Genomic DNA, 20,228 nt, shown 5'->3' on the forward strand with positions numbered 1-20,228 from the left:
ACGATGCTCGTCGTATTGTCCGCTGTCCGCCATACCACTCACTTCCCGCTATCGGCGCGTATCAGTGTAGCTCCTTGATGCATGTAAATCAGGCCCGCCAGCCAATACAGGGTAATACCCCAGATGCATATCGCCAAAGCGACAAGATGCAATGTCATCGTGACCGGGCTTTTCCATATATCGGCGAAAATAAGCAGGACAATGGCTGTCATGACCAGCGCAGTCCCGGTTTTGCCGACAAAATGCACAGGCAAGGGACCGTATCCATGTTGTGCAAGCACAAGGATGAGGATACCCATCAACAAGTCACGGAGCCCGACCACAATCAGCACCCACCACGGAATGATATGCGCCATACCCAATGCGAGAATGGAGCAGAAGATGAGCAACCGGTCGGCAATCGGGTCAAGAATCTGCCCCAGCTTGCTGACCTGGTTGAACCTGCGGGCGATCACGCCGTCCAAGCTGTCAGAGAACGCTGACAGGGCAATAGCCACCAACGCCCACACCATGTGGTGTCTTGACACCAGTATGGCGATGATGGGAATCGAGATGATTCTCAATACGCTGATGGCATTGGGAACGGTAATGATGACATCACGCGCTTCCGGACTGTATGGTTCCTTCGCGGATTTGGTATGTATCTCGGTCATAAGCCGCCGAAGGTATCAGATTCTGGAAGCCTGGAGCGCGGTGACGATGATGCCTCGTGCACCGACTTCATAGAGCCGGTCCATCAGTTGGTTGACTTTGTCGCGAGGCACCATGACGCGCACCGCGGCCCACTGCTTGTCATGCAGAGGGGAAATTGTCGGGCTTTCGAATCCTGGGGTCACTTCGACTGCTGCGGCCACCTTCGAGACAGGAATGTCGTAATCCATCAGCACGTACCGCTGTGCTGTCAACACACCCTTGATGCGGCGTCCGAGGATGGTCAGACGGTCATCATCCGGTGCCACGCGGGGAGATCGAATCAGAATGGCTTCGGAATGCAAAATCGGATCGGCAAATACACGCAGACCGGCATTACGCAGCGTTGTACCAGTGGAAACGACGTCGGCGATCAGATCGGCGACACCAAGCTGGACTGATGATTCGACCGCGCCATCCAAGTGAATGATGTCGGCGTGAACATTGCGTGCCTTGAGGTAATCATCGACGAGCTTGTCATAGGAGCTCGCCACGCGCTTGCCGTCGATATCTTCGAGTCGGTTGATTGGCGATTCCGCGGGGGCGGCGAATCGGAACGTCGAAGCGCCGAAGCCCAATGGCATGTGCTCCACCGCTTCGGTGCCGGAGTTCAACAGCAGATCCCGTCCTGTGATACCGACGTCAATGGTGCCGCGTCCGACGTACACAGCGATATCCAATGGACGCAGATAGAATAATTCGACATCGTTATCGGGGTCTTCCACCACGAGTTGTCTTGAATTGCTCCGGAGTCGATATCCGGCTTCAGCGAGCATATTCCATGCAGGTTCCGACAACATGCCCTTGTTGGGCACCGCAATCCTAAGCATTGTTCCTCCTACCTGTCGGGACCTTCCCGGCAGGGTCTTTCTCACAGGTTCTTATAGATGTCTTCCAGCGTGATCCCGCGATCAATCATCATGACCTGGAGATGATAAATCAGTTGGCTCATCTCTTCTGCAGTGCGTTCCGCACCCTCGTATTCAGCGGCGATCCAGGTTTCTCCCGCTTCTTCGACGATTTTCTTGCCGATAAAATGGGTTCCCTTGTCCAACTCCCCCACGGTCAGTGAGCCGGCAGGCCGGGTCTGGGCTTTTTCGCTGAGTTCCTTGAACAATGATTCGAAAGTCTTCAATGGATGTTCTCCCTATGCTGTGTGGTTGGACGCCGCGTGTTCAGGCGCGGAACGCTTTGCTTGCCTGGTCGCGGATGGCTTCGATGGCTTCTGCCGGATTCTCGGCGCCATACACCGCGGATCCAGCGACCAGCACATCCGCACCGGCTTCAGCGACGATGTGCGCGGTCTTGGGGCTGACACCGCCGTCAACCTGGATCCGAGTGGACAGACCACGACGTGTGATTTCGTCACGCAGACGGCGAACCTTGCCCATTTGGTTGGACAAGAACTTCTGGCCACCGAATCCTGGCTCCACCGTCATGATGAGCACCATGTCGAACTCTTCGAGAATGTCGAAAATAGGTTCGACCGGTTCCGCGGGGCGGACAGCGAAGCACGCTTTGCACCCCATATCGCGCAACTGCCGTGCCAGACGGACCGGTGCATGGGTGGCACCCATATGGAAGCTGACGGATGACGCCCCGAGCTTCGCATACTCGGGTGCCCAACGATCCGGATCCTCGATCATGAGATGGACATCGACAGGAAGCTCGGTGACTTCGCAAATCCGCTTGACAATCGGCTCGCCGAGAGTGAGGTTGGGCACGAAATGATGATCCATAACGTCGACATGGACGAGATCAGCGTTGCTGATAGCCTTGAGGTCACGCTCGAGATTGCAGAAATCGGCGGACAGGATACTCGGTGCGATTTGAATACTCATGGTTTCATTCTACGAAATACGTCTGACGATGAGCGCAGCCGGCCGGTAGATGAGCAGGCTGTCAGTTGTTCTCATCGGCAAGTTTGCTGTTTTCGAGTTCGCTCTGGGTACGGAGCCGTTCAGCCAAGAGAGCGCTGCTCTTGCCGGTCCTTTGGATGATGACGAACGCGATGACCGAGAGAATGAACACCGCCATCGAGACCCAGACATTGATTCTCACACCGAGGAACTCATGGGCGAAATCGATGCGCAAGGACTCAATCCATGTACGCCCGGCGGTGTACCACATGACATACAGAGCGAACAGCGACCCGCATTTCAACGTGTTGTACGTCTTGCGCCCGATCCATATCAGGAGTGCGGCTCCAATCAGGTTCCATATCATCTCATACAGGAATGTCGGATGGAACAGTGTCCCGGTGGGGCACGTGGCACCGTCATAGCATTGCTCGTGGCTGCCGATCGCAGTGCCCGCCGTATTGAGTTTCAGCCCCCAAGGCAAGGTTGTAGGGGCTCCATACAGTTCTTGGTTGAACCAGTTGCCCAGCCTCCCGACCGCTTGGGCTACCAGAAGTCCGGGGGCGACACAATCGGCGAGCAACGCCATCGGATAATGCTTGTGACGGCACCACGCCCATGCGGCGAGAGCGCCGAAGGCGACGCCGCCCCAAATGCCCAATCCCCCATTCCAGATTCTGAACATTTCAACCCAATCGCCATGTGGTCCGAAGAATCGTTCAGGCGTGGTGATGATGTGATATAAGCGTGCGCCGATGATGCCGGAAGGTACGGCGCACAGTGTGATATCGAGAATCTGGTCGAAGGTCCCTCCCGCCTTGTTCCACCGCTGCGTGGTGATCCATACGGCGCCGATGATGCCGGCGAGAATGCATAGCGCGTAATAATGAATGGTCACGGGACCCACGGTGAATTGTGACATCGTGGGCGACGGAATGTATGCGAGTGTCATATCTCCCTGATGGTAATGGATGACTGCGATATCCCGCCGATAGCAATCGTCGGCAGACGACAGCACATCTACTGTATATCTGTTATATATTACTGCAAAACACTCGAGTCTCCAGAACAGCAATGTGCCCCCAGGCACTGCGATACCGCAGATGCCTGGAGGCACATTCGAAGTCTTGGCTTGTGCGCCGTAGCGTCGAGCGACGCTACTTCCGTGCCGAGTGGATGCCCTCAGCGAGTTCTTCGACCTTACCGGCCAAAGCGGTGAGTCCTTCCTGCTGAGGTTTCGGCGAGCCGGACGCGTCGTCGAGCAAAGTGTGCACCAGCGCGGAACCGACAATCACACCGTCGGCATACGAACCGACACGGGCGCCCTGCTCCGCTGTGGAAACACCGATGCCCACACACACGTTGTCCGCCCCTGCATTCCTGGTTCGTGCGACAAGCCGTTCAGGCGATGCTGACAAGGTCTCCCGTTCACCGGTGACACCCATGCGGGATGCTGCATAGACGAATCCGCGTGCATTGTCGGCGACAATGCGCAGGCGTTCATCGGACGTGTCAGGAGAAACCAGGAAAATACGGTCGAGACCGTGACGATCCGACGCCTCAATCCATTCTCCCGCCTCGTCGGGAATCAAATCAGGCGTGATGATTCCGGCACCACCGGCATTCTCAACATCGGTGGCGAACCGTTCAACGCCATAATGGAAAATAAGATTCCAGTAGCTCATGATGAGCGGAACACCACCGGCATTCGCCACGGTTTCCACCGCTTTGAACACGTTGGCGATGCGTTCACCATTGTCGATGGCGATCTTGGACGCCGCTTGGATAACCGGTCCGTCCATCACGGGATCGGAATACGGCAAGCCGATTTCCACGGCGTCAACACCGTGTCGCACCATCGTATCGAATGCTTTGAGGGAATACTCCGGATCAGGGAAGCCATACGGCAGATACCCGATGAACGCCGGTTCGTTGCGCTGTTTGAACTGCGAGAACATCGCCTTGGTTTTACTCGGCTTATGGCTGATGCCCAAAGGCTGTCCCGAAGGTGTTGTCGTAGGATTCGTCATGGGGTCACTCTCCATCCACACTGGTACCGTGAGCGCCGTTGGCTTCCAGCGCCTTGCTTTGTTCGTCGGTAAGATACCCGAACCATTTTCCTGCAGTGGCGACGTCTTTGTCCCCTCGTCCAGAGACATTGACCAGGATCACCGGATCGGTATAGCCTTTCGCCTTGAGGTCAGCGGCCGCCTTGTAAGCGCCGGCCACGGCGTGAGAGCTTTCGATTGCCGGAATGATGCCCTCGGTTTCGCACAGGTCCTTGAACGCGCTCATCGCCTCGTCATCGGTCGCATACGAATAGTTGACGCGGCCGATATCCTTCAGCCATGCGTGCTCAGGGCCGACTGAAGCGTAGTCGAGACCGGCGGAAATCGAGTACGTGTTCTTTGTCTGGCCTTCCGAGTCCTCCAGCAAATAGGATTCCGCACCTTGGAACAAGCCGAGATCAGCGGCACCCGGCGTCAATCGTACGGCGTGCTCACCGGACTCGATGCCATGCCCGCCGGCTTCGAAGCCGTACAGGTTGACGCGCGGATCGTCCAAAAACGCGTTCATGATGCCGATGGCGTTGGAGCCGCCGCCGACGCACGCGCAAATCGCATCCGGATGGTCGATGCCATACACATCGTGCAACTGTTCTTTCGCCTCTTCGCCGATGATTTTCTGGAAATCACGGACGATGGTCGGGAACGGGTGCGGACCGCAAACCGTGCCCAGCAGATAATGGGTGGTTTCCACGTTGGTGACCCAGTCCCGTAGGGCCTCGTTTATCGCGTCCTTGAGAATCATGGATCCTTGGGTGACTTCGACGACCTCCGCTCCCAGCAATCTCATGCGGGCGACATTCAGCGCCTGCCTGCGGGCATCGATTTGTCCCATATAGATGCGGCATTTGAGACCGAGCAAAGCGCAGACGGTTGCGGTGGCAACACCATGCTGACCTGCTCCGGTTTCAGCGATGACCCGGGTCTTACCCATGCGCTTGACCAGGAGTGCTTGTCCCAGCGCATTGTTGATTTTATGGGCGCCCGTGTGGTTGAGATCCTCCCGCTTGAGGAATACGCGAGCGTTCAAACCGGTCTTCTCGTTGAGACGTTCCGCAAAACGAGGGGCTTCGGTCAACTTCGAAGGACGACCCACATACTGTTCGTTCAGCCGTTTCAGCTCCGCTTGGAACGCCGGATCGGCTTTGGCGTCGTTGTACACGCGTTCGAGCTCATCCAAAGCTCCGACCAGTGCTTCCGGAACAAAACGGCCACCGTATTTGCCGAAATACGGCCCTTGGTGCTGTGATAATGGTGTAGATTCTGAAGCTTTCACACGTTCTCCTGTCTTTACCAATCGACGCACTGCGGCGACATGGTCGTCCGCGGTTGCGACACCTTCACCGACCAGCACCGCGTCGGCGCCAGCCCTCGCATAATCTTCGAGTTCGACACTGCCAAACACTCCCGATTCTGCGACTTTGATTACATCATTGGGCAGATCTGCGGCAAGTTCACGATACTTGCTGACATCCACCCGGAGGTTCTTCAGATTACGCGCATTGATGCCGATGACCTGCGCACCGGCGTCGCGGGCACGTTCGATTTCCTCACGCGTATGGGTTTCAACCAACGCGGTCATGCCCAACTGATGTGTCAACGTCAGCAGACTCTCGAGTCTGGCATCATCAAGTGCCGCGACAATCAGCAGGATAAGGTCAGCGCCATGGGCGCGAGCTTCCCAAATCTGGTACGAATCCGTGATGAAATCCTTGCGCAACACGGGAATCTGCACCGCTGCACGCACCTGATCGAGATCGGCAAGTGATCCAAGAAAACGACGTCCCTCGGTCAGTACCGATATCGCGCTGGCGCCGCCCTGCTCGTATGCCGTGGCCAGAGCGGCTGGATCGGGAATATCCGTCAGGTGCCCCTTCGAGGGGGAAGCGCGTTTGATTTCCGCGATGACCGGGATGGCGTCGTCGCGTTTGAGCCACTGCTTGGCATCCAACGGCGGCGGCACCGTCCCGGCAAGACGTTTGAGATCATCAAGCGTTACGGTTTCGGCACGTTGCCGCATGTCTTGTGTGGCTCCTGCCACGAGTTCGTCAAGTACTGACATGGTTCCTCCTGAATACGTCAAAGCCTAATCGCAGCATGAGGATGCGGACGCTTGTCGCTCGGATGCTGGGCTATGCGTGTTCTTGTTGCGTCGCTGCTGGATTGACAATCACGGGCGTGCATCATGGTGATGCTGGTCCGGTTGTATGGAACGGAGCTGCGCCGCGATTTGAATCGCCTCGACACTGGCCTCGGCTTTGTTCCGGGTTTCCTGCCACTCACGTTCGGGGACAGAGTCCAGCACAATACCCGCACCAGCTTGTACACTCGCATGATGGTCCCGAATGAATGCCGTGCGGATGGTGATCGCCATATCCATATTCCCGCTGAAATCGAAATAACCGGCGGTGCCGCCGTAAATGCCACGGTCGGCAGGCTCCAGCTCGTCGATGATATCGATTGCCCGCGGTTTCGGCGCTCCGGAAAGGGTTCCTGCGGGGAAAGCCGAGGTGAAGACGTCGAAAACCGTCTTGTCTTTGCTGACGGTGCCGGTCACAGTCGAACAGATGTGCATGATGTGGCTGAAGCGCTTGATATCCATCAGGGACACGACTTCCACGCTGTCCGGTTCGCATACGCGGCTCAGATCGTTGCGCGACAAATCCACAAGCATGATATGTTCGCTGCGTTCCTTCGGGTCGGCAAGCAGTTCCTGCTCCAACCGGGCGTCTTCCTCCGGCGTGGTACCTCGAGGCCGTGAACCGGCGATCGGGAAGGTCATTGCATGACCGCCATCCACTTTGATCAGCGTCTCAGGGCTGGAGCCGATAACGTTGAAATCACGTCCTTGGGCGTCGGTCAGGGCGAAGAAATACATGTATGGGCTTGGATTGAGTGTACGCAGCACACGGTAGACGTCAACGGGATCCGCAGGCGAATCGATATCCAATCGCTGCGAAATCACCACTTGGAATACGTCGCCGTCGATGATATGCTGCTTGGCTCGCTCAACGGCCTGCTCATACTCGGCTTTCGGCGTTCGGAACCGTAATTGCGGTTGAGGAATGCTCGGATCGAGAACGTTTACCCTGGATTCATCCGGGGCAGGCGTGGCTGCCTTACGTTGCATGAGATCGAGACGTTCGATGGCACGATCATAGGCGAGATCGGCGCGTGCAGGGGAATCATCCATATTGATGGCGTTCGCGATGAGCCACACCGAACCGTCGACATGGTCGACTACTGCGATGTCGGTCGCCAAGGCGAGCACGGTTTCCGGTTGGCCTGTCTCATCGGGAGCTGTGGCGCTCAATGTGGGTTCCCAATGTCTGATGGCGTCCCATCCCACGGTTCCGACCAATCCGCTGGTGAGATTCGGCAATCCTTCGACATCCGGCGCTTTCAATGCCCGGAGTGTTGCGTGGGCGACCTCAGCGACATCACCGCTGGTGGGAATACCTTGCGGCACGGTTCCCAGCCAATCAGCCTGACCATGATTGGACCGCAGCTGGGCCATGGAATGGACACCGATGAAACTGTAGCGTCCCCATGAACCGCCATATTCGGCGGACTCAAGAATGAATGTGCCGCTTTCGCCGCCGGCAAGTCGCTCATAAAAACCTACCGGGGTCAACGAATCGGCAAGAAGCCGGCGAACAATCGGAATGACTCGGTACCCCTGATCGGCGATATCGTGGAACTGCTGGCGGTTCGGCCACGTAGCCCCCCATTTCAGGTCTTGTACACTGCAAGAACTCATTGCTGTGCCTCCTGATCTTCAGTGCGAGACCCGACGACCACAGGCAGTGGGCCACCTTCGTCGAAGCATGATCGTTTACCGGTGTGGCATGCGGCACCGACCTGATCGACCTGGACCAGGATGGCATCCCCATCGCAATCCAGATTCAGTGCCTTGACGTATTGCACATGCCCTGACGTATCTCCTTTACGCCAATATTCCTGACGTGAACGTGACCAGAATGTCACGCGACCCGTTGTCAGCGTGCGGCGTAGTGCTTCATCGTTCATATATCCGACCATCAACACTTCATGAGTGTCGTATTGCTGGATCACCGCTGCGACAAGACCTTTGCTGTCGCGCTTGAGCCGTTCGGCGATGCGTGGATCAAGCCGCTGCGCATTGTCGAAGACTGGTTGTGAATCACTGCTTGTGGATGGCATGGGCTACTCCCTGATTTGTTACTGTATGATGCCTGGAACTTCAACACAAGTTTGCCACAATCTGCTGTGGCTAAGGCACTGCATAAGAATGGAACACAACAAGAAACATCCATTCCCCATCATTGGTGATGGGCTTGCAAGACTCGGAATGCTGCGATGACGGCTGATGGCAAAGTTACCGGACCGTGTAGCCGGCCTTACGGAGCTCGGCCTTGACATCACCGATGGTCATCTTGCCATAATGGAACACCGAGGCCGCGAGCACGGCATCAGCACCGGCAGCGATGGCCGGAGGGAAATCCTCGACTTTACCTGCGCCGCCGCTTGCGATAATCGGAATGGTGACTTGGGAACGCATGGCGTGAATCATATCCAAATCGAAACCGTTCTCGGTTCCATCGGCATCCATTGAGTTAAGCAGTACCTCTCCTGCACCTAGTTCTTGGGCCCGGCGGGCCCACCAGAGCGCGTCAATGCCAGTGGAATGACGACCACCCATGGTTGTCACTTCGAAACCGGATTGGGTATGCTGCTCACCCTGTTCGCGTCGGGCGTCAACGGAAAGCACCAGAACCTGGCTGCCGAAACGCTCGGCGATATCGCTAATAAGCGACGGATTGTTGATGGCCGCCGTATTGACGCTCACCTTGTCGGCGCCGCAGCGGAGCAATTGGTCGACATCTTCAACCGAGCGGACACCACCGCCGACAGTGAGTGGGATAAACAGTTTTTCGGCTGTTCTGCTGACCACGTCAACCATGGTGCGGCGATGGCCGCTGGACGCCGTAACATCAAGGAACGTCAGCTCGTCAGCGCCTTGACGGTAATATTCGGCCGCCAGTTCGACGGGATCCCCTGCATCTCGCAGATTCTCGAAATGCACGCCCTTCACCACGCGTCCTGCATCGACATCAAGGCACGGAATAACGCGGACCGCTAATGCCATCTTGCTACTCCTCGGTTTGTGGTGAAGAACTTGTTATGTTCTACGATAGTCTCAGCCCTCGAACGATTATGACGTTGTCTCACGAAGTGAGCGTGCCGTAGGATTTCGACAAGGCGAGTATGGTTCAAGCCGTCGGCCGGTACTTTGCGGATAACTGCCCGCATGCGCCGTCGATGTCCTGCCCACGGGTATCACGTAGTGTCGCAGTAATACCAGCATGATGCAGAATATCGAGGAATCGGCGTTCGTCTTCCGGCTTGGATGCCGTCCATTTCGATCCCTCAATCGGGTTGAGCGGAATGGGGTTGACGTGCGCCCAGTCATCGCCATAATGGTTCAGCCGCTTCGCCAGAAGCGTGGCATGTTCGGCTTGATCGTTGATGCCGCGCATCAGAGCGTATTCGATACTGACCCTGCGCTTGGTCGCACGATAATAATCGTGTGCGGCATCAAGTACTTGGGTGGTGTTGAATCGGCGGTTCATCGGCACCAATTCGTCACGCAGCTGGTCGCTGGGGGCGTGCAAGGATACGGCGAGTCTGACCGGCAATCCTTCGGCTGCGAGTTTGCGAATACCTGGTACCACGCCGACCGTTGATACTGTGATGTTGCGGGCAGAAATGCCGAATCCTTCCGGAGGCATGGCGCTGATCTGCCGTACCGCGCTGATAACCGAGCGGTAATTGCCCATCGGCTCGCCCATACCCATGAACACGACGTTGCTCAGACGGCAGGGGCCTCCGGCGATACCACCATCGCGGCAGGTACGGGCTGCAATCCTGACCTGCTCGAGAATCTCACCGGTGGACATGTTCCTCGTCAATCCCAATTGTCCGGTCGCACAGAACGGGCATCCCATGCCGCAACCGACCTGGCTGGAAATACACAAGGTGGTTCTTGTGGGATAGCGCATCAGGACGGATTCAATCATCGCGCCATCGAACAGGCGCCAAAGGGTTTTGATGGTTGTCCCTGCATCGGCAACTTGGTGTGTGACTTCATGGATAAGTTCAGGGAAGAACGTATCTTGGGCAATCTGGCTCTGCTTCGACGGGAAATCGGAGAACGAGGCAACGTCGGTATCGTAGTGGGCGAAATAGTGATTCGCCAGCTGTTTGACGCGGAAACGCGGCATACCGATTGATTTCGCGGCGGCTTCTCGTTCTGCCGTATCCATGTCGACAAGATGGACCGGAGGCTTGCCACGCCGGGCATGATCTTTTGCCAGGACATCTTTGAATGCGCCGGCAGTGCCTCCCGGTGTGATGCCGGTTTCTGGTTCAGTGCCTTGTATGGTCATGAATATCTCCTGTCAGGTTGTGTCGTACGGATGGCGGTCGTGTGCCTGCCTCAGCGATGTGCCAAGTCGGGGTTGATTCTGTCACAACCCCGTCACGTACAGCAAGGCCATCATGAATGGTGCTGTCAGCAAGATGGAGTCGACACGATCCATCACTCCCCCGTGGCCTCGCAGCAAATGTCCCATATCTTTGATTCCGATGTCACGTTTCAGCATGGAGGCGCACAAGTCGCCGAATGTTCCGACCACGCCAATCAGGACGCCGGCGATGATCGGGACCCACCAGCGGCTTGCCCACAGCGTTGGATACGTGCAGGCGAAAATCACGAATGCGCCTGCCATGGCGAACAGTATCGATCCGATCAATCCTTCCACGGACTTCTTCGGGGAGATTCGTGGGGACAGCTTATGCTTGCCGAACCATGCGCCGGCAAACAGCCCGCCGGTATCGCTCAAAGCGGGAAGAAACACAATCATGATGGCGTGGGCCACCGCATGGCCGTGGAACGTCAACGACAGAGCGATGAATGACGCGAGAAGAGGAATATACAAGACGGTGAACAATGATACGGCGACGCTGGTGAGCCTGCTGTGCCGGGCATTGGCCGTGCCATGGTTGAACGACGATTCCAGACGCGCACCAGCGTTGGTCTGGGCGAGCTTGTGCTCGATCTCCATGCTCAATCTGTCGCCGAAACTGAAGTTCGCCGTGGCGCTCAAGGCGACAAGTACCATGGACAGCATTACGCACACGGCCATGGCGGAAACATGCCATGGCGAGTAGTAGGTTGCGAGCAAGGTGACGGTGGAGCATATCCAGAGCATGATGACCGGGATATGCATGCCCGCGATAGCAAAATCGACGCGAAGCTCCCAAAGCGCGAGAATCATGAACACAATCAGCAACACCATGAACACATCCATGCTGATGGCCAGGCATGCGACGATAATCGCGATGAGGATCACTGCGGTGGCGATCGCCTGAGGCATGTTACGCCCCGTTTTCTTGTTGATTTCTTCGAGGGTTTCCTCGGCACTGCCGTCATGCGCGCTGCTGTTGTCCATCGTCATCCTTCTTTGCCAACATCACCGAAGCGGGCCCCGCCACCCGGTGCACGGTATGGACGAGGCCCGCGTTCCGTCAGGAGGTTTCAGACCTCCATGATCTCCTTCTGCTTGGTTTCCAGCAAGGAATCCAGCTCGTCAGTGAATTGCTTGGTGAGCTTGTCAAGCTCCTTGAGTTGACGATCACCGTCATCCTCGCCCATATCGCCATCCTTGACGGACTTGTCGATGCTTTCCTTGGCTTTACGACGGATGTTACGCACCGCGACTTTGCCGTCTTCAGCCTTTGCCTTGGCGATCTTCACGTATTCCTTGCGGCGCTCCTCTGTCAGTTCAGGCATGGTGGCGTAAATGACGCTGCCTTCGCGACGCGGGCTGACCCCGAGGTCGGAATCGCGGATTGCTTTTTCCACGGCATTCGCCTGTGATGCATCATATGGAGTCACCGCAAGCGTACGGGGTTCAGGCACGCCGATGGTGGCGACTGCTTTAATCGGCGTGGGAACGCCATAATATTCGACAGTCAAGCCGTTCAGCAGCGCTGGATTGGCACGACCGGTACGAATGCCGGTGAAGTTCTCTTTGGTGGCTTCGACAGACTTGCTCATCTGTTCTTTGGCCTGTTCGATGACTGTAGCCATGGTTTCTCCTTTGGCGGGATTCGTCGTTGAACGACTTGCTTGGTTCCATTGTAGCGTCGAATGACGCTACAGACGTTATGCGAGCGTTGAGTCCGCAGCCGATACCAAGGTGCCGATTTCTTCGCCGAGCAGGGCGCGGGTGACATTGCCCGGCTCTTCCAGACCGAATACACGGATGGGTTTGCGGTTGTCACGCGCCATGGACAGTGCCGCGGCATCCATAACCGCAAGATTATCGACGAGGGCACGGTCGTAGCTCAACGTGGCGAAACGCTGGGCGGAATCAACCTTGCGAGGGTCGGCGGTATACACGCCATCCACACCGTTCTTCCCCATGAGGACTTCGTCGCAATGGATTTCCAACGAGCGTTGAATCGAAACGGTATCGGTCGAGAAATACGGCATGCCGGCGCCTGCTCCGAAAATGACGACCCTGCCCTTTTCGAGGTGACGGATGGCTTTCAGAGGAATATACGGCTCCGCCACTTGTCCCATGGCAATCGCCGTCTGGACGCGAGTGGCTTGGCCTTCCTGCTCAAGGAAATCCTGCAGAGCCAAGCAGTTCATGACCGTACCGAGCATGCCCATATAATCGCCTCGGCTACGATCGATACCCGCTTGCTGAAGTTCGGCGCCTCGGAAGAAATTGCCGCCACCCGTCACGATAGCGACTTGAACACCCTGCTGGACCGCGGGCACGATTTCCTGCGCAATACGGCGGACCACCTGAGTGTCGATACCGACGGCTCCCCCGCCAAACGCCTCGCCTGAAAGCTTGAGCAATACCCTGCGTGGCTTGTTTGTGCCAGTCATATCTGGGCCTTTCTATGCCGAATCAATCTTTGCCGTTGTACCACATTAGCGTCGGTGAACGACAGCGAGCGGCCACACCACTGGTACGGTTCGCGTCGTTGCGATGCTGTTCATACGTCATCGGTACGCCGGACCCCGATACCGGTTGGAAGGATGACCGGCAAGACCTGAATACATGTTCGCCGCTGCGCTTTGAACAGCACAGCGGCGAACACGGAATACGCTCAATGGCGTGAATTGGGAAAAATCAGCCTATCCTCTGATCGCGGATAGCGTCACTCTTCCTCATCACCCTTGCCGACTTCGATGCGGGCGAAGGCGAGAGCCTTGGCGCCGGCCTCATCGAACAGCTTGCCAACGGTCTTGGACGGATCCTTGACGTAATCCTGATCGAGCAGAACGGCTTCCTTGTAGAAGGCGTTGAGACGGCCTTCCACAATCTTCGGGGCGATCTTCTCGATAACTGCCTGAGGCTTGCCCTTCGCAGCGAGTTCTTCGGAAGTCTTCTCATTGGCGATGCGACGCTCGGAATCAAGCACAGCCTGATCAACATCCTCACGGGTCAGCCAACGCGGGCTCATGGCGGAAATCTGCAACGCAGCCTCATGAGCGACTTTTTCGCCGGCTTCATCCGTAGCGATCATGGCCACGATGGACGGCGGCATTTCAGCGGACTTGCGGTGCGCATAGATTTCAACGTGCGGACCGGCGATCTTGGCGAACTGGCCGACCTTCACGTGCTCGCCGAACAGCGCAGCCGCCTGCTCGATATCGAACTTGACATCGCCATCGGCGGTCTTGGCTGCAAGCACGTCGTCAACATTGTTGGCGTCGGCGGCGATTGCGGCGTCAAGCACCGAATCAGCGAATTCGACGAACTTCGGGGTCTTGGCCACGAAATCGGTCTCGGAATTGATTTCCACGGCGTATCCGACTTCGCCGTTAGCGGTCTTCACGACCTTGGAAGCGATGGTGCCTTCCTGAGCCTTACGGCCTTCGCGCTTGCCCGCTGCCGCGATGCCCTTGGCGCGGATGATTTCCTTGGCGCGAGCGACATCGCCTTCGGCCTCAGTGAGAGCCTTCTTCACGTCCATCATGCCGGCGCCGGTTTCTTCACGCACCTGCTTGATCAGAGCTGCAGTGATAGCTGCCATGTGTTGTCTCCTCTTGATTTTGAAGTAATACCCAGCGGCGGGAGATGGTGTATCTCCCGCCGCTAAGGATAACAAATGCCGTGAATCAGGCCTCGGGCTCTTCGCTCTTGGCTTCTTCGGCTTTCGGAGCTTCCTGAGTCAGAAGATCCTTCTCCCAAGCTGCCATCGGCTGCTCGGAATTGTCATCAGCCTTGGCTGCCTTGCCGGAACGCTCAAGCAAACCATCGGCCACAGCGTCGGCCATCAGGCTGGTGAGCAGCTCGATGCCACGAATGGCGTCATCGTTCGCCGGAATCGGGTAATCCACCTGATCGGGATCGGTGTTGGTGTCCACGATGGCGACAACCGGAATACCGAGCTTGTGCGCTTCGGAAACGGCCAGGGCTTCCTTGTTGATGTCCACGACGAACAGCGCCGAAGGCGTGCGGTTCATGTTGCGGATACCACCAAGCTGCTTCTCCAACTTGTCCTTTTCACGCTCGAGCAGCAGCAGTTCCTTCTTGGTCAGACCGGAGCCACGCACGTCAGTGAAGTCCATCTCTTCGAGTTCCTTGAGACGGGCAACGCGCTTGGAAACGGTCTGGAAGTTGGTGAGCATACCGCCCAGCCAACGCTCGGACACGTACGGCATGCCGACGCGGGTAGCCTGAGCCTTGACTGCTTCCTGGGCCTGCTTCTTGGTGCCGACGAACAGGATCGTGCCGTTGTGGGCGACGGTTTCCTTGATGAAATCGTAAGCCTTGTCGATAAGGTCAAGCGACTTGAACAGGTTGATGATGTGAATGCCGTTGCGCTCCATGAGGATGTACTGCTTCATCTTCGGGTTCCAACGGCGGGTCTGATGGCCGAAATGCAGTCCAGCCTTCAGCATGTCGCTCATAGTGATCTGAGCCATGGTAATACTACCTTTCTTGTCGGTTATTGCCTGGTCATGTGTCACCGCGTGCAGCTTGTTGCCAAACCGACCGACACGGGACGTCGCGGACATGACGCGAATTATGCGCCTGCTAGGGAATACGATGAGTTATCCGCTGCGCGACATTGGATAACTCGAATTGACGCACAGGCAAAATAATAGCACGGACCGAAGATTTCCGATCCGTGCTATGGGCTGTGCCGGGAGAGCGACGCGAACTCAGCGTTCTCCACGCAACGTTCTCATCGCCGCTCTGCGCTCTTCTTTTTCGAGCCGGTCAAGATAGATATGTCCATCGAGATGATCCGTCTCATGTTGAAGCATGCGGCCCATGATGCCTCGTCCTTCGAGCACCACCGTCTTGCCCTCAACATCGATGCCGCGGACGCGTGCATAGTCGGCGCGGCGCGTCTTATACCACAATCCTGGCACGGACAGGCACCCCTCGTCGCCATACTGTTCGCCGCTGGTCTCTTCAAGAACCGGGTTCAGTACATATCCGAGCTTGCCTTCGATGTTATAGGAGAACGCTCGAAGACTGATACCAATCTGGTTTGCGGACAGTCCGGCACGACCGGGATCGTCCACGGTATCGAGCAGGTCCTGCACCATCCGGCGGATTGCCGGTGTGATGGTGTCGATGGTCTCGCATGGTGTGCGTAACACGGGGTCTGGAATGACACGAATCTCACGGATTGCCAAATTACTGCTCCTCTACTTGGGTTGTTTCCTGCCGTTCATTGTCTGACGGATCAGCCGGATCCTCTTCATCCGACAGACGCTTGCTGCGCAGCTCAGCCACGTTCAATTTTGCCTGGTCGAGCGCTTGCCGCACCTTGGGTGAAACGGTCTCCGAAACTTGAGAGACTGTTTCAGCCGTCTTGTCAAACAGTTTAACAGTCGCGGGGATCGGAGCCGACGGGCCCTTCGGCGTGTAAATGACGTGTTCGATGACATCGTCATAATGTTGAAGCACCTTGTTGCGTACGACCTTCATACTCGGGGTCAGCGTACCGTCCGCCTGATTGAAATCATCAGGGAGAATCGCGAACTTACGCACCGACTCAGCGCGTGACACCGAGCTGTTCGCCTGATCGATGTACTGCTGGATATAGGCGCGGACCGCATCATTGGTCGCTATCTGTTCCATCGGCATGTGAGCGTCCAGCCCCTGATGTTGCAGCCAATCACGGGTCATCTCCTCGTCCAGGGCGATCAGCGCCGCAACGAACGGTCTTCCATCGCCGATCACCACGGCATGCGAGACTATCGGACAGGTGTTGATCGTGTCTTCAATCGGCGCCGGACTGATATTCTTGCCGCCCGCAGTGATGATGATGTCTTTCTTTCGTCCGGTGATGAACAGGAATCCACGATCATCGATATACCCGAGGTCGCCGCTGTGCAGCCATCCGTCAGGTTCAAGCACTTCAGCGGTCAATTGCGGTTGCTGATAGTAGCCTTTGAAGACGTTCGGCCCCTTGATTTCCACTTCCCCGTCCTCCAAGGTACGGATGGCGATACCCGGTCCGGGGCGTCCTACGGAACCGACCTCATTGGCGTCCTCGAAATTGACGACGCAAGGCGCCGCGGTTTCCGTCATGCCGTATCCTTGGATGAAGGTGATATCGTCCATGCCGTTGAAGAAGTGGGCGAGATCGGCATTGATGGGCGCACCCCCGCAGGCAAGATACCGAAGGTTCGGGCCGAGCGCAGAACGTACGGATTTACCTACTGTCGCCATGTAGAACGAGTGGCTGATGCGCTCGGACAGAGTGTGATGGGCCCGTTCGCCGTTCTCCTCTTTCGACCACTGGGCAAAATGGCGGAACGCTTTGGCAAAAAGCCGTCCCTTGAAACCTGCACCGGCTTTTTGCGATGCCGCGTTGTACACCTTTTCGAACACACGCGGCACACCGAGCAGATAGGTCGGTTTGAAGCTGCGCAAATCGGCGAGCAGATGCTTCGCCGTGGGGATGTATCCCACCACGCCTTGCGCTCCGATCGCCGTGTATTGGATGTACCTGGCGAAGCAATGGGCCAAAGGCAGGAACAACAGCAGGCGGCTCGGCTGGTACAACATTTCGTTGAGCACGTCATAACCCGCATACACGATGTGTGTGAAATTACGGCTGGTCAGCATGGCGCCCTTCGGCTTGCCTGTCGAGCCGGACGTGAACACGATGGTCGATACGTCGTCCGCTTTCACCGCACCGATTGCCTGCTCAAGCTCATCGTCGGTCACGGATTGGCCGAAATCCACGACCGCATTGAGACCGTCGGTCTGGAAGTTGAAGATGTAGGTGAGGTCCGGCTGATCTTTGCGAATAGTGTCCAGCGTATGCGCATGAGACTCGTCTCCCGCAAACGCGATAGCCGGCTTGACGTCCTTGACGATACTGGCGGCTTGCTTGGCGGAATCCGTCTCGTAAATCGGCACGGTGACGGCACCAATCGCGGAACACGCGAAATCGACAATCGCCCAGTCATAGCATGTGGCGGAATAGATCACCACCATACTGCCATGCTTGACTCCCATACCCAGCAGGCCTCGCGCCACAGCGCGGACGCGGTCATTCATCTCTTGCGCGGTCACGGTATGCCACACGCGGTCCGGCTCGCTCTGCCATTGCGCGATATCTCCTTGCGGATCGCGTTGCGCGCGTTTAGACAACAGTGAATAGACGGTGTCATCATCAGTGGTCTGGTAGACCGGGTCAACAGCAAATTCATGCAACATGCATACAACTATAGCCCTATTCCTCGTCCCCGCCGTGGAATTCACCGCGAACGGTCAGCCGACGTCGGCGTGTACGGCAACCCACTTACTTGCCCGTTTGCGGAACACGAGGGTCGAATGAAAGACGGATTTGCCTACGTCAACATTGACGTTGTACTCGATCCTGTCGTTGGAGACCAACGAGACTTCCATCCATCGCGGAACCGTGGGGAAACGCTTGATGTGATCATCCACGATTCCGCTCTGACTCGTGCACTCGTAGGATCGCATCAATTCCCACATGAATTCAATCCGTTCAATGCATTCTTGCGACAAGTGGCGTCGCATCATCTCGGTGACGCCTCGACCGCGAATAGCGTCGACGAGCATGCATGCCAGACGACAGACGATGAAGGAATGCCGTTTACAAAATTCAGGAGCGTATGTTTCCGGAGCTTCCCGGTAATAACAGTTGATGGTGACCGGGACCACCAGCCCGCAGGTTCCCAAGGCGATGCGACCCTGCATGCCCGGAAGATGAAACGGGTTCAATTGGTATGTCCACAGTGTGTTTTCGTCGTTCATGATTCCCCTTCCGGTAGGCGGCTTCGCGTATCGTCCGGCTTCTGCACCGGTCATAGCATCAAGAACAACAAAAAAGCCTTGCCGTGTCAAGGAGCACGGCAAGGCAAACGTTATATGTGGATAAGTATGGCCATGATGCCGTACTTATCCACAAATACGGTCTGATTACTTGACAGTGGACGTGACGACCACTGAGCAGCGCTGGAAGTTCTTCACGTCTACATACCCGGTGGAAGCCATCGCCCGGCGCAACGCTCCAATGAAATTGGTCGTGCCGTCGGCTTGATGGCTCGGACCGTACAGAATCTCCTGAAGCGGCGCGACAGTACCGACATTGGTGCGCTTGCCACGCGGCAACGACTGATGACGTGCCTCTGCGCCCCAATGCATGCCATGCCCGGGAGCTTCAACCGCGCGTGCCAACGGGGAGCCGAGCATCACAGCATCAGCGCCCATGGCAAAAGCTTTGATGAAGTTGCCGGATGAGCCCATACCGCCATCGGCGATAAGCTGGACATACCGGCCGCCCGACTCATCCATGTAATCGCGTCGCGCCTCGGCTACATCCGCAATGGCGGTCGCCATCGGGGCTTGCAAACCGATGGTGTTGAGCGTGCCGGACACGGCACCGCCGCCGAACCCGACCAGAACGCCCGCCGCCCCCGTGCGCATAAGATGCAGCGCCGCCGTGTAATTCGTCGCTCCGCCGACAATGACCGGCACATCAAGATCGTAAATGAACTGCTTGAGATTCAGTGGTTCATGGTCCGTCGAAACATGCTCCGCCGACACTGCCGTACCACGGATGACAAACAGGTCCACGCCGGCGTCGATAACCGTCGAATAGAATTCTTGCGTACGCTGTGGGCTCAGTGCGCCGGCGACAGTGACACCGGCTTCACGGATTTCGTGCAAGCGTTTCGTGATGAGCTCGGGCTTGATAGGCTCAGCATAGATTTCCTGCATACGACGGGTCGATTCTTCCTCAGGAAGCGACGCGATCTCATCCAACAAGGGTTCCGGATCATCGTAACGCGTCCACAACCCCTCCAAATCCAGTACGCCCAAGGCGCCCAGACGGCCCATTTCAATGGCTGTTTTCGGACTGGTCACCGAATCCATCGGCGCGGCAATCACCGGCACATCGAATTCATACGCATCGATCTGCCACGCTGTGCTGACATCCTGGGGATCGCGAGTACGGCGAGACGGGACGATGGCGATATCGTCAAGCGAGTATGCGAGCCGGGCTTTTTTACCCAAGCCGATTTCAATTTCCTGAGACATGCCTT

General features: G+C 56.8%; 20 protein-coding genes. All 20 read right to left on the reverse strand.

What is annotated here, in order from left to right; translation table 11 throughout:
* Window positions 1-38: 38 nt before the first annotated feature.
* Window positions 39-653, reverse strand: a complete 615-nt coding sequence (locus tag BBOU_RS00405) for a CDP-alcohol phosphatidyltransferase family protein (RefSeq protein ID WP_033490388.1) — start codon at window positions 651-653, stop codon at window positions 39-41.
* 15 nt (window positions 654-668) lie between these two features.
* On the reverse strand, window positions 669-1,520 hold the full coding sequence (gene hisG / locus BBOU_RS00410) for an ATP phosphoribosyltransferase (protein WP_026502925.1): 852 nt from the start codon (window positions 1,518-1,520) through the stop codon (window positions 669-671).
* A gap of 41 nt (window positions 1,521-1,561) precedes the next feature.
* Entirely contained in the window at window positions 1,562-1,825 is a 264-nt protein-coding gene (locus BBOU_RS00415; RefSeq protein WP_026502926.1) for a phosphoribosyl-ATP diphosphatase, read from the reverse strand.
* 40 nt (window positions 1,826-1,865) lie between these two features.
* Window positions 1,866-2,531 (reverse strand): ribulose-phosphate 3-epimerase, encoded by a 666-nt coding sequence (gene rpe, locus BBOU_RS00420; protein WP_026502927.1) that lies wholly within the window; start codon window positions 2,529-2,531, stop codon window positions 1,866-1,868.
* A gap of 61 nt (window positions 2,532-2,592) precedes the next feature.
* Window positions 2,593-3,501, reverse strand: a complete 909-nt coding sequence (gene lgt, locus BBOU_RS00425) for a prolipoprotein diacylglyceryl transferase (RefSeq protein ID WP_026502928.1) — start codon at window positions 3,499-3,501, stop codon at window positions 2,593-2,595.
* Window positions 3,502-3,706: 205 nt separating this feature from the next.
* Window positions 3,707-4,579, reverse strand: coding sequence for a tryptophan synthase subunit alpha (gene trpA, locus BBOU_RS00430; RefSeq protein WP_026502929.1), 873 nt, complete (start codon window positions 4,577-4,579; stop codon window positions 3,707-3,709).
* A 4-nt stretch (window positions 4,580-4,583) separates the two neighbouring features.
* Window positions 4,584-6,677 (reverse strand): bifunctional indole-3-glycerol phosphate synthase/tryptophan synthase subunit beta, encoded by a 2,094-nt coding sequence (locus tag BBOU_RS00435; RefSeq protein ID WP_026502930.1) that lies wholly within the window; start codon window positions 6,675-6,677, stop codon window positions 4,584-4,586.
* A 108-nt stretch (window positions 6,678-6,785) separates the two neighbouring features.
* Entirely contained in the window at window positions 6,786-8,375 is a 1,590-nt protein-coding gene (locus BBOU_RS00440) for a chorismate-binding protein (protein ID WP_026502931.1), read from the reverse strand.
* Window positions 8,372-8,797, reverse strand: a complete 426-nt coding sequence (gene hisI / locus BBOU_RS00445; protein WP_026502932.1) for a phosphoribosyl-AMP cyclohydrolase — start codon at window positions 8,795-8,797, stop codon at window positions 8,372-8,374. Before hisI ends, BBOU_RS00440 begins: the two co-directional genes overlap by 4 nt.
* A 175-nt stretch (window positions 8,798-8,972) precedes the next feature.
* Window positions 8,973-9,743 carry an imidazole glycerol phosphate synthase subunit HisF gene (gene hisF, locus BBOU_RS00450; RefSeq protein ID WP_026502933.1) on the reverse strand — a complete coding sequence of 257 codons (771 nt, stop codon included), beginning with the start codon at window positions 9,741-9,743 and terminating at the stop codon, window positions 8,973-8,975.
* 124 nt (window positions 9,744-9,867) lie between these two features.
* Window positions 9,868-11,043 (reverse strand): dual-specificity RNA methyltransferase RlmN, encoded by a 1,176-nt coding sequence (gene rlmN / locus BBOU_RS00455; protein WP_026502934.1) that lies wholly within the window; start codon window positions 11,041-11,043, stop codon window positions 9,868-9,870.
* An 81-nt stretch (window positions 11,044-11,124) separates the two neighbouring features.
* Window positions 11,125-12,108 carry a phosphatidate cytidylyltransferase gene (locus BBOU_RS00460; RefSeq protein ID WP_026502935.1) on the reverse strand — a complete coding sequence of 328 codons (984 nt, stop codon included), beginning with the start codon at window positions 12,106-12,108 and terminating at the stop codon, window positions 11,125-11,127.
* Window positions 12,109-12,194: 86 nt separating this feature from the next.
* On the reverse strand, window positions 12,195-12,749 hold the full coding sequence (gene frr, locus BBOU_RS00465) for a ribosome recycling factor (protein ID WP_026502936.1): 555 nt from the start codon (window positions 12,747-12,749) through the stop codon (window positions 12,195-12,197).
* Between the two features lie 75 nt (window positions 12,750-12,824).
* Window positions 12,825-13,562, reverse strand: coding sequence for a UMP kinase (gene pyrH, locus BBOU_RS00470; RefSeq protein ID WP_026502937.1), 738 nt, complete (start codon window positions 13,560-13,562; stop codon window positions 12,825-12,827).
* Window positions 13,563-13,837: 275 nt separating this feature from the next.
* The gene (gene tsf, locus BBOU_RS00475; RefSeq protein WP_026502938.1) at window positions 13,838-14,716 is read right to left on the reverse strand and encodes a translation elongation factor Ts; all 879 of its coding nucleotides are present in this window, start codon (window positions 14,714-14,716) and stop codon (window positions 13,838-13,840) included.
* Between the two features lie 85 nt (window positions 14,717-14,801).
* Window positions 14,802-15,611, reverse strand: a complete 810-nt coding sequence (gene rpsB / locus BBOU_RS00480; protein WP_026502939.1) for a 30S ribosomal protein S2 — start codon at window positions 15,609-15,611, stop codon at window positions 14,802-14,804.
* 240 nt (window positions 15,612-15,851) lie between these two features.
* Complete coding sequence (gene def / locus BBOU_RS00485) at window positions 15,852-16,334, reverse strand: peptide deformylase (RefSeq protein ID WP_026502940.1); 483 nt, start codon at window positions 16,332-16,334, stop codon at window positions 15,852-15,854.
* Between the two features lies 1 nt (window position 16,335).
* Window positions 16,336-18,372: an AMP-dependent synthetase/ligase gene (locus BBOU_RS00490; RefSeq protein WP_026502941.1), complete on the reverse strand. Its 2,037-nt coding sequence runs from the start codon at window positions 18,370-18,372 to the stop codon at window positions 16,336-16,338.
* Between the two features lie 54 nt (window positions 18,373-18,426).
* Window positions 18,427-18,936, reverse strand: a complete 510-nt coding sequence (locus BBOU_RS00495) for a hypothetical protein (protein WP_026502942.1) — start codon at window positions 18,934-18,936, stop codon at window positions 18,427-18,429.
* A gap of 165 nt (window positions 18,937-19,101) precedes the next feature.
* Window positions 19,102-20,223, reverse strand: a complete 1,122-nt coding sequence (locus tag BBOU_RS00500) for a GuaB3 family IMP dehydrogenase-related protein (RefSeq protein WP_026502943.1) — start codon at window positions 20,221-20,223, stop codon at window positions 19,102-19,104.
* Between the last annotated feature and the right edge of the window lie 5 nt (window positions 20,224-20,228).

Source organism: Bifidobacterium boum (genome assembly GCF_000741535.1).
GTDB classification, from domain to species: Bacteria; Actinomycetota; Actinomycetes; order Actinomycetales; family Bifidobacteriaceae; genus Bifidobacterium; species Bifidobacterium boum.

Excerpts from the sequence above, each read along its gene's own strand:
- rpe (WP_026502927.1), bottom strand. The coding sequence starts at position 2,531 with ATGAGTATTCAAATCGCACCGAGTATCCTGTCCGCCGATTTCTGCAAT.
- BBOU_RS00495 (WP_026502942.1), bottom strand. The coding sequence starts at position 18,936 with ATGAACGACGAAAACACACTGTGGACATACCAATTGAACCCGTTTCAT.
- BBOU_RS00490 (WP_026502941.1), bottom strand. The coding sequence starts at position 18,372 with ATGTTGCATGAATTTGCTGTTGACCCGGTCTACCAGACCACTGATGAT.
- pyrH (WP_026502937.1), bottom strand. The coding sequence starts at position 13,562 with ATGACTGGCACAAACAAGCCACGCAGGGTATTGCTCAAGCTTTCAGGC.
- BBOU_RS00440 (WP_026502931.1), bottom strand. The coding sequence starts at position 8,375 with ATGAGTTCTTGCAGTGTACAAGACCTGAAATGGGGGGCTACGTGGCCG.
- BBOU_RS00405 (WP_033490388.1), bottom strand. The coding sequence starts at position 653 with ATGACCGAGATACATACCAAATCCGCGAAGGAACCATACAGTCCGGAA.
- hisG (WP_026502925.1), bottom strand. The coding sequence starts at position 1,520 with ATGCTTAGGATTGCGGTGCCCAACAAGGGCATGTTGTCGGAACCTGCA.
- lgt (WP_026502928.1), bottom strand. The coding sequence starts at position 3,501 with ATGACACTCGCATACATTCCGTCGCCCACGATGTCACAATTCACCGTG.
- hisI (WP_026502932.1), bottom strand. The coding sequence starts at position 8,797 with ATGCCATCCACAAGCAGTGATTCACAACCAGTCTTCGACAATGCGCAG.
- frr (WP_026502936.1), bottom strand. The coding sequence starts at position 12,749 with ATGGCTACAGTCATCGAACAGGCCAAAGAACAGATGAGCAAGTCTGTC.
- trpA (WP_026502929.1), bottom strand. The coding sequence starts at position 4,579 with ATGACGAATCCTACGACAACACCTTCGGGACAGCCTTTGGGCATCAGC.
- BBOU_RS00500 (WP_026502943.1), bottom strand. The coding sequence starts at position 20,223 with ATGTCTCAGGAAATTGAAATCGGCTTGGGTAAAAAAGCCCGGCTCGCA.
- BBOU_RS00460 (WP_026502935.1), bottom strand. The coding sequence starts at position 12,108 with ATGGACAACAGCAGCGCGCATGACGGCAGTGCCGAGGAAACCCTCGAA.
- rpsB (WP_026502939.1), bottom strand. The coding sequence starts at position 15,611 with ATGGCTCAGATCACTATGAGCGACATGCTGAAGGCTGGACTGCATTTC.
- BBOU_RS00435 (WP_026502930.1), bottom strand. The coding sequence starts at position 6,677 with ATGTCAGTACTTGACGAACTCGTGGCAGGAGCCACACAAGACATGCGG.
- tsf (WP_026502938.1), bottom strand. The coding sequence starts at position 14,716 with ATGGCAGCTATCACTGCAGCTCTGATCAAGCAGGTGCGTGAAGAAACC.
- hisF (WP_026502933.1), bottom strand. The coding sequence starts at position 9,743 with ATGGCATTAGCGGTCCGCGTTATTCCGTGCCTTGATGTCGATGCAGGA.
- rlmN (WP_026502934.1), bottom strand. The coding sequence starts at position 11,043 with ATGACCATACAAGGCACTGAACCAGAAACCGGCATCACACCGGGAGGC.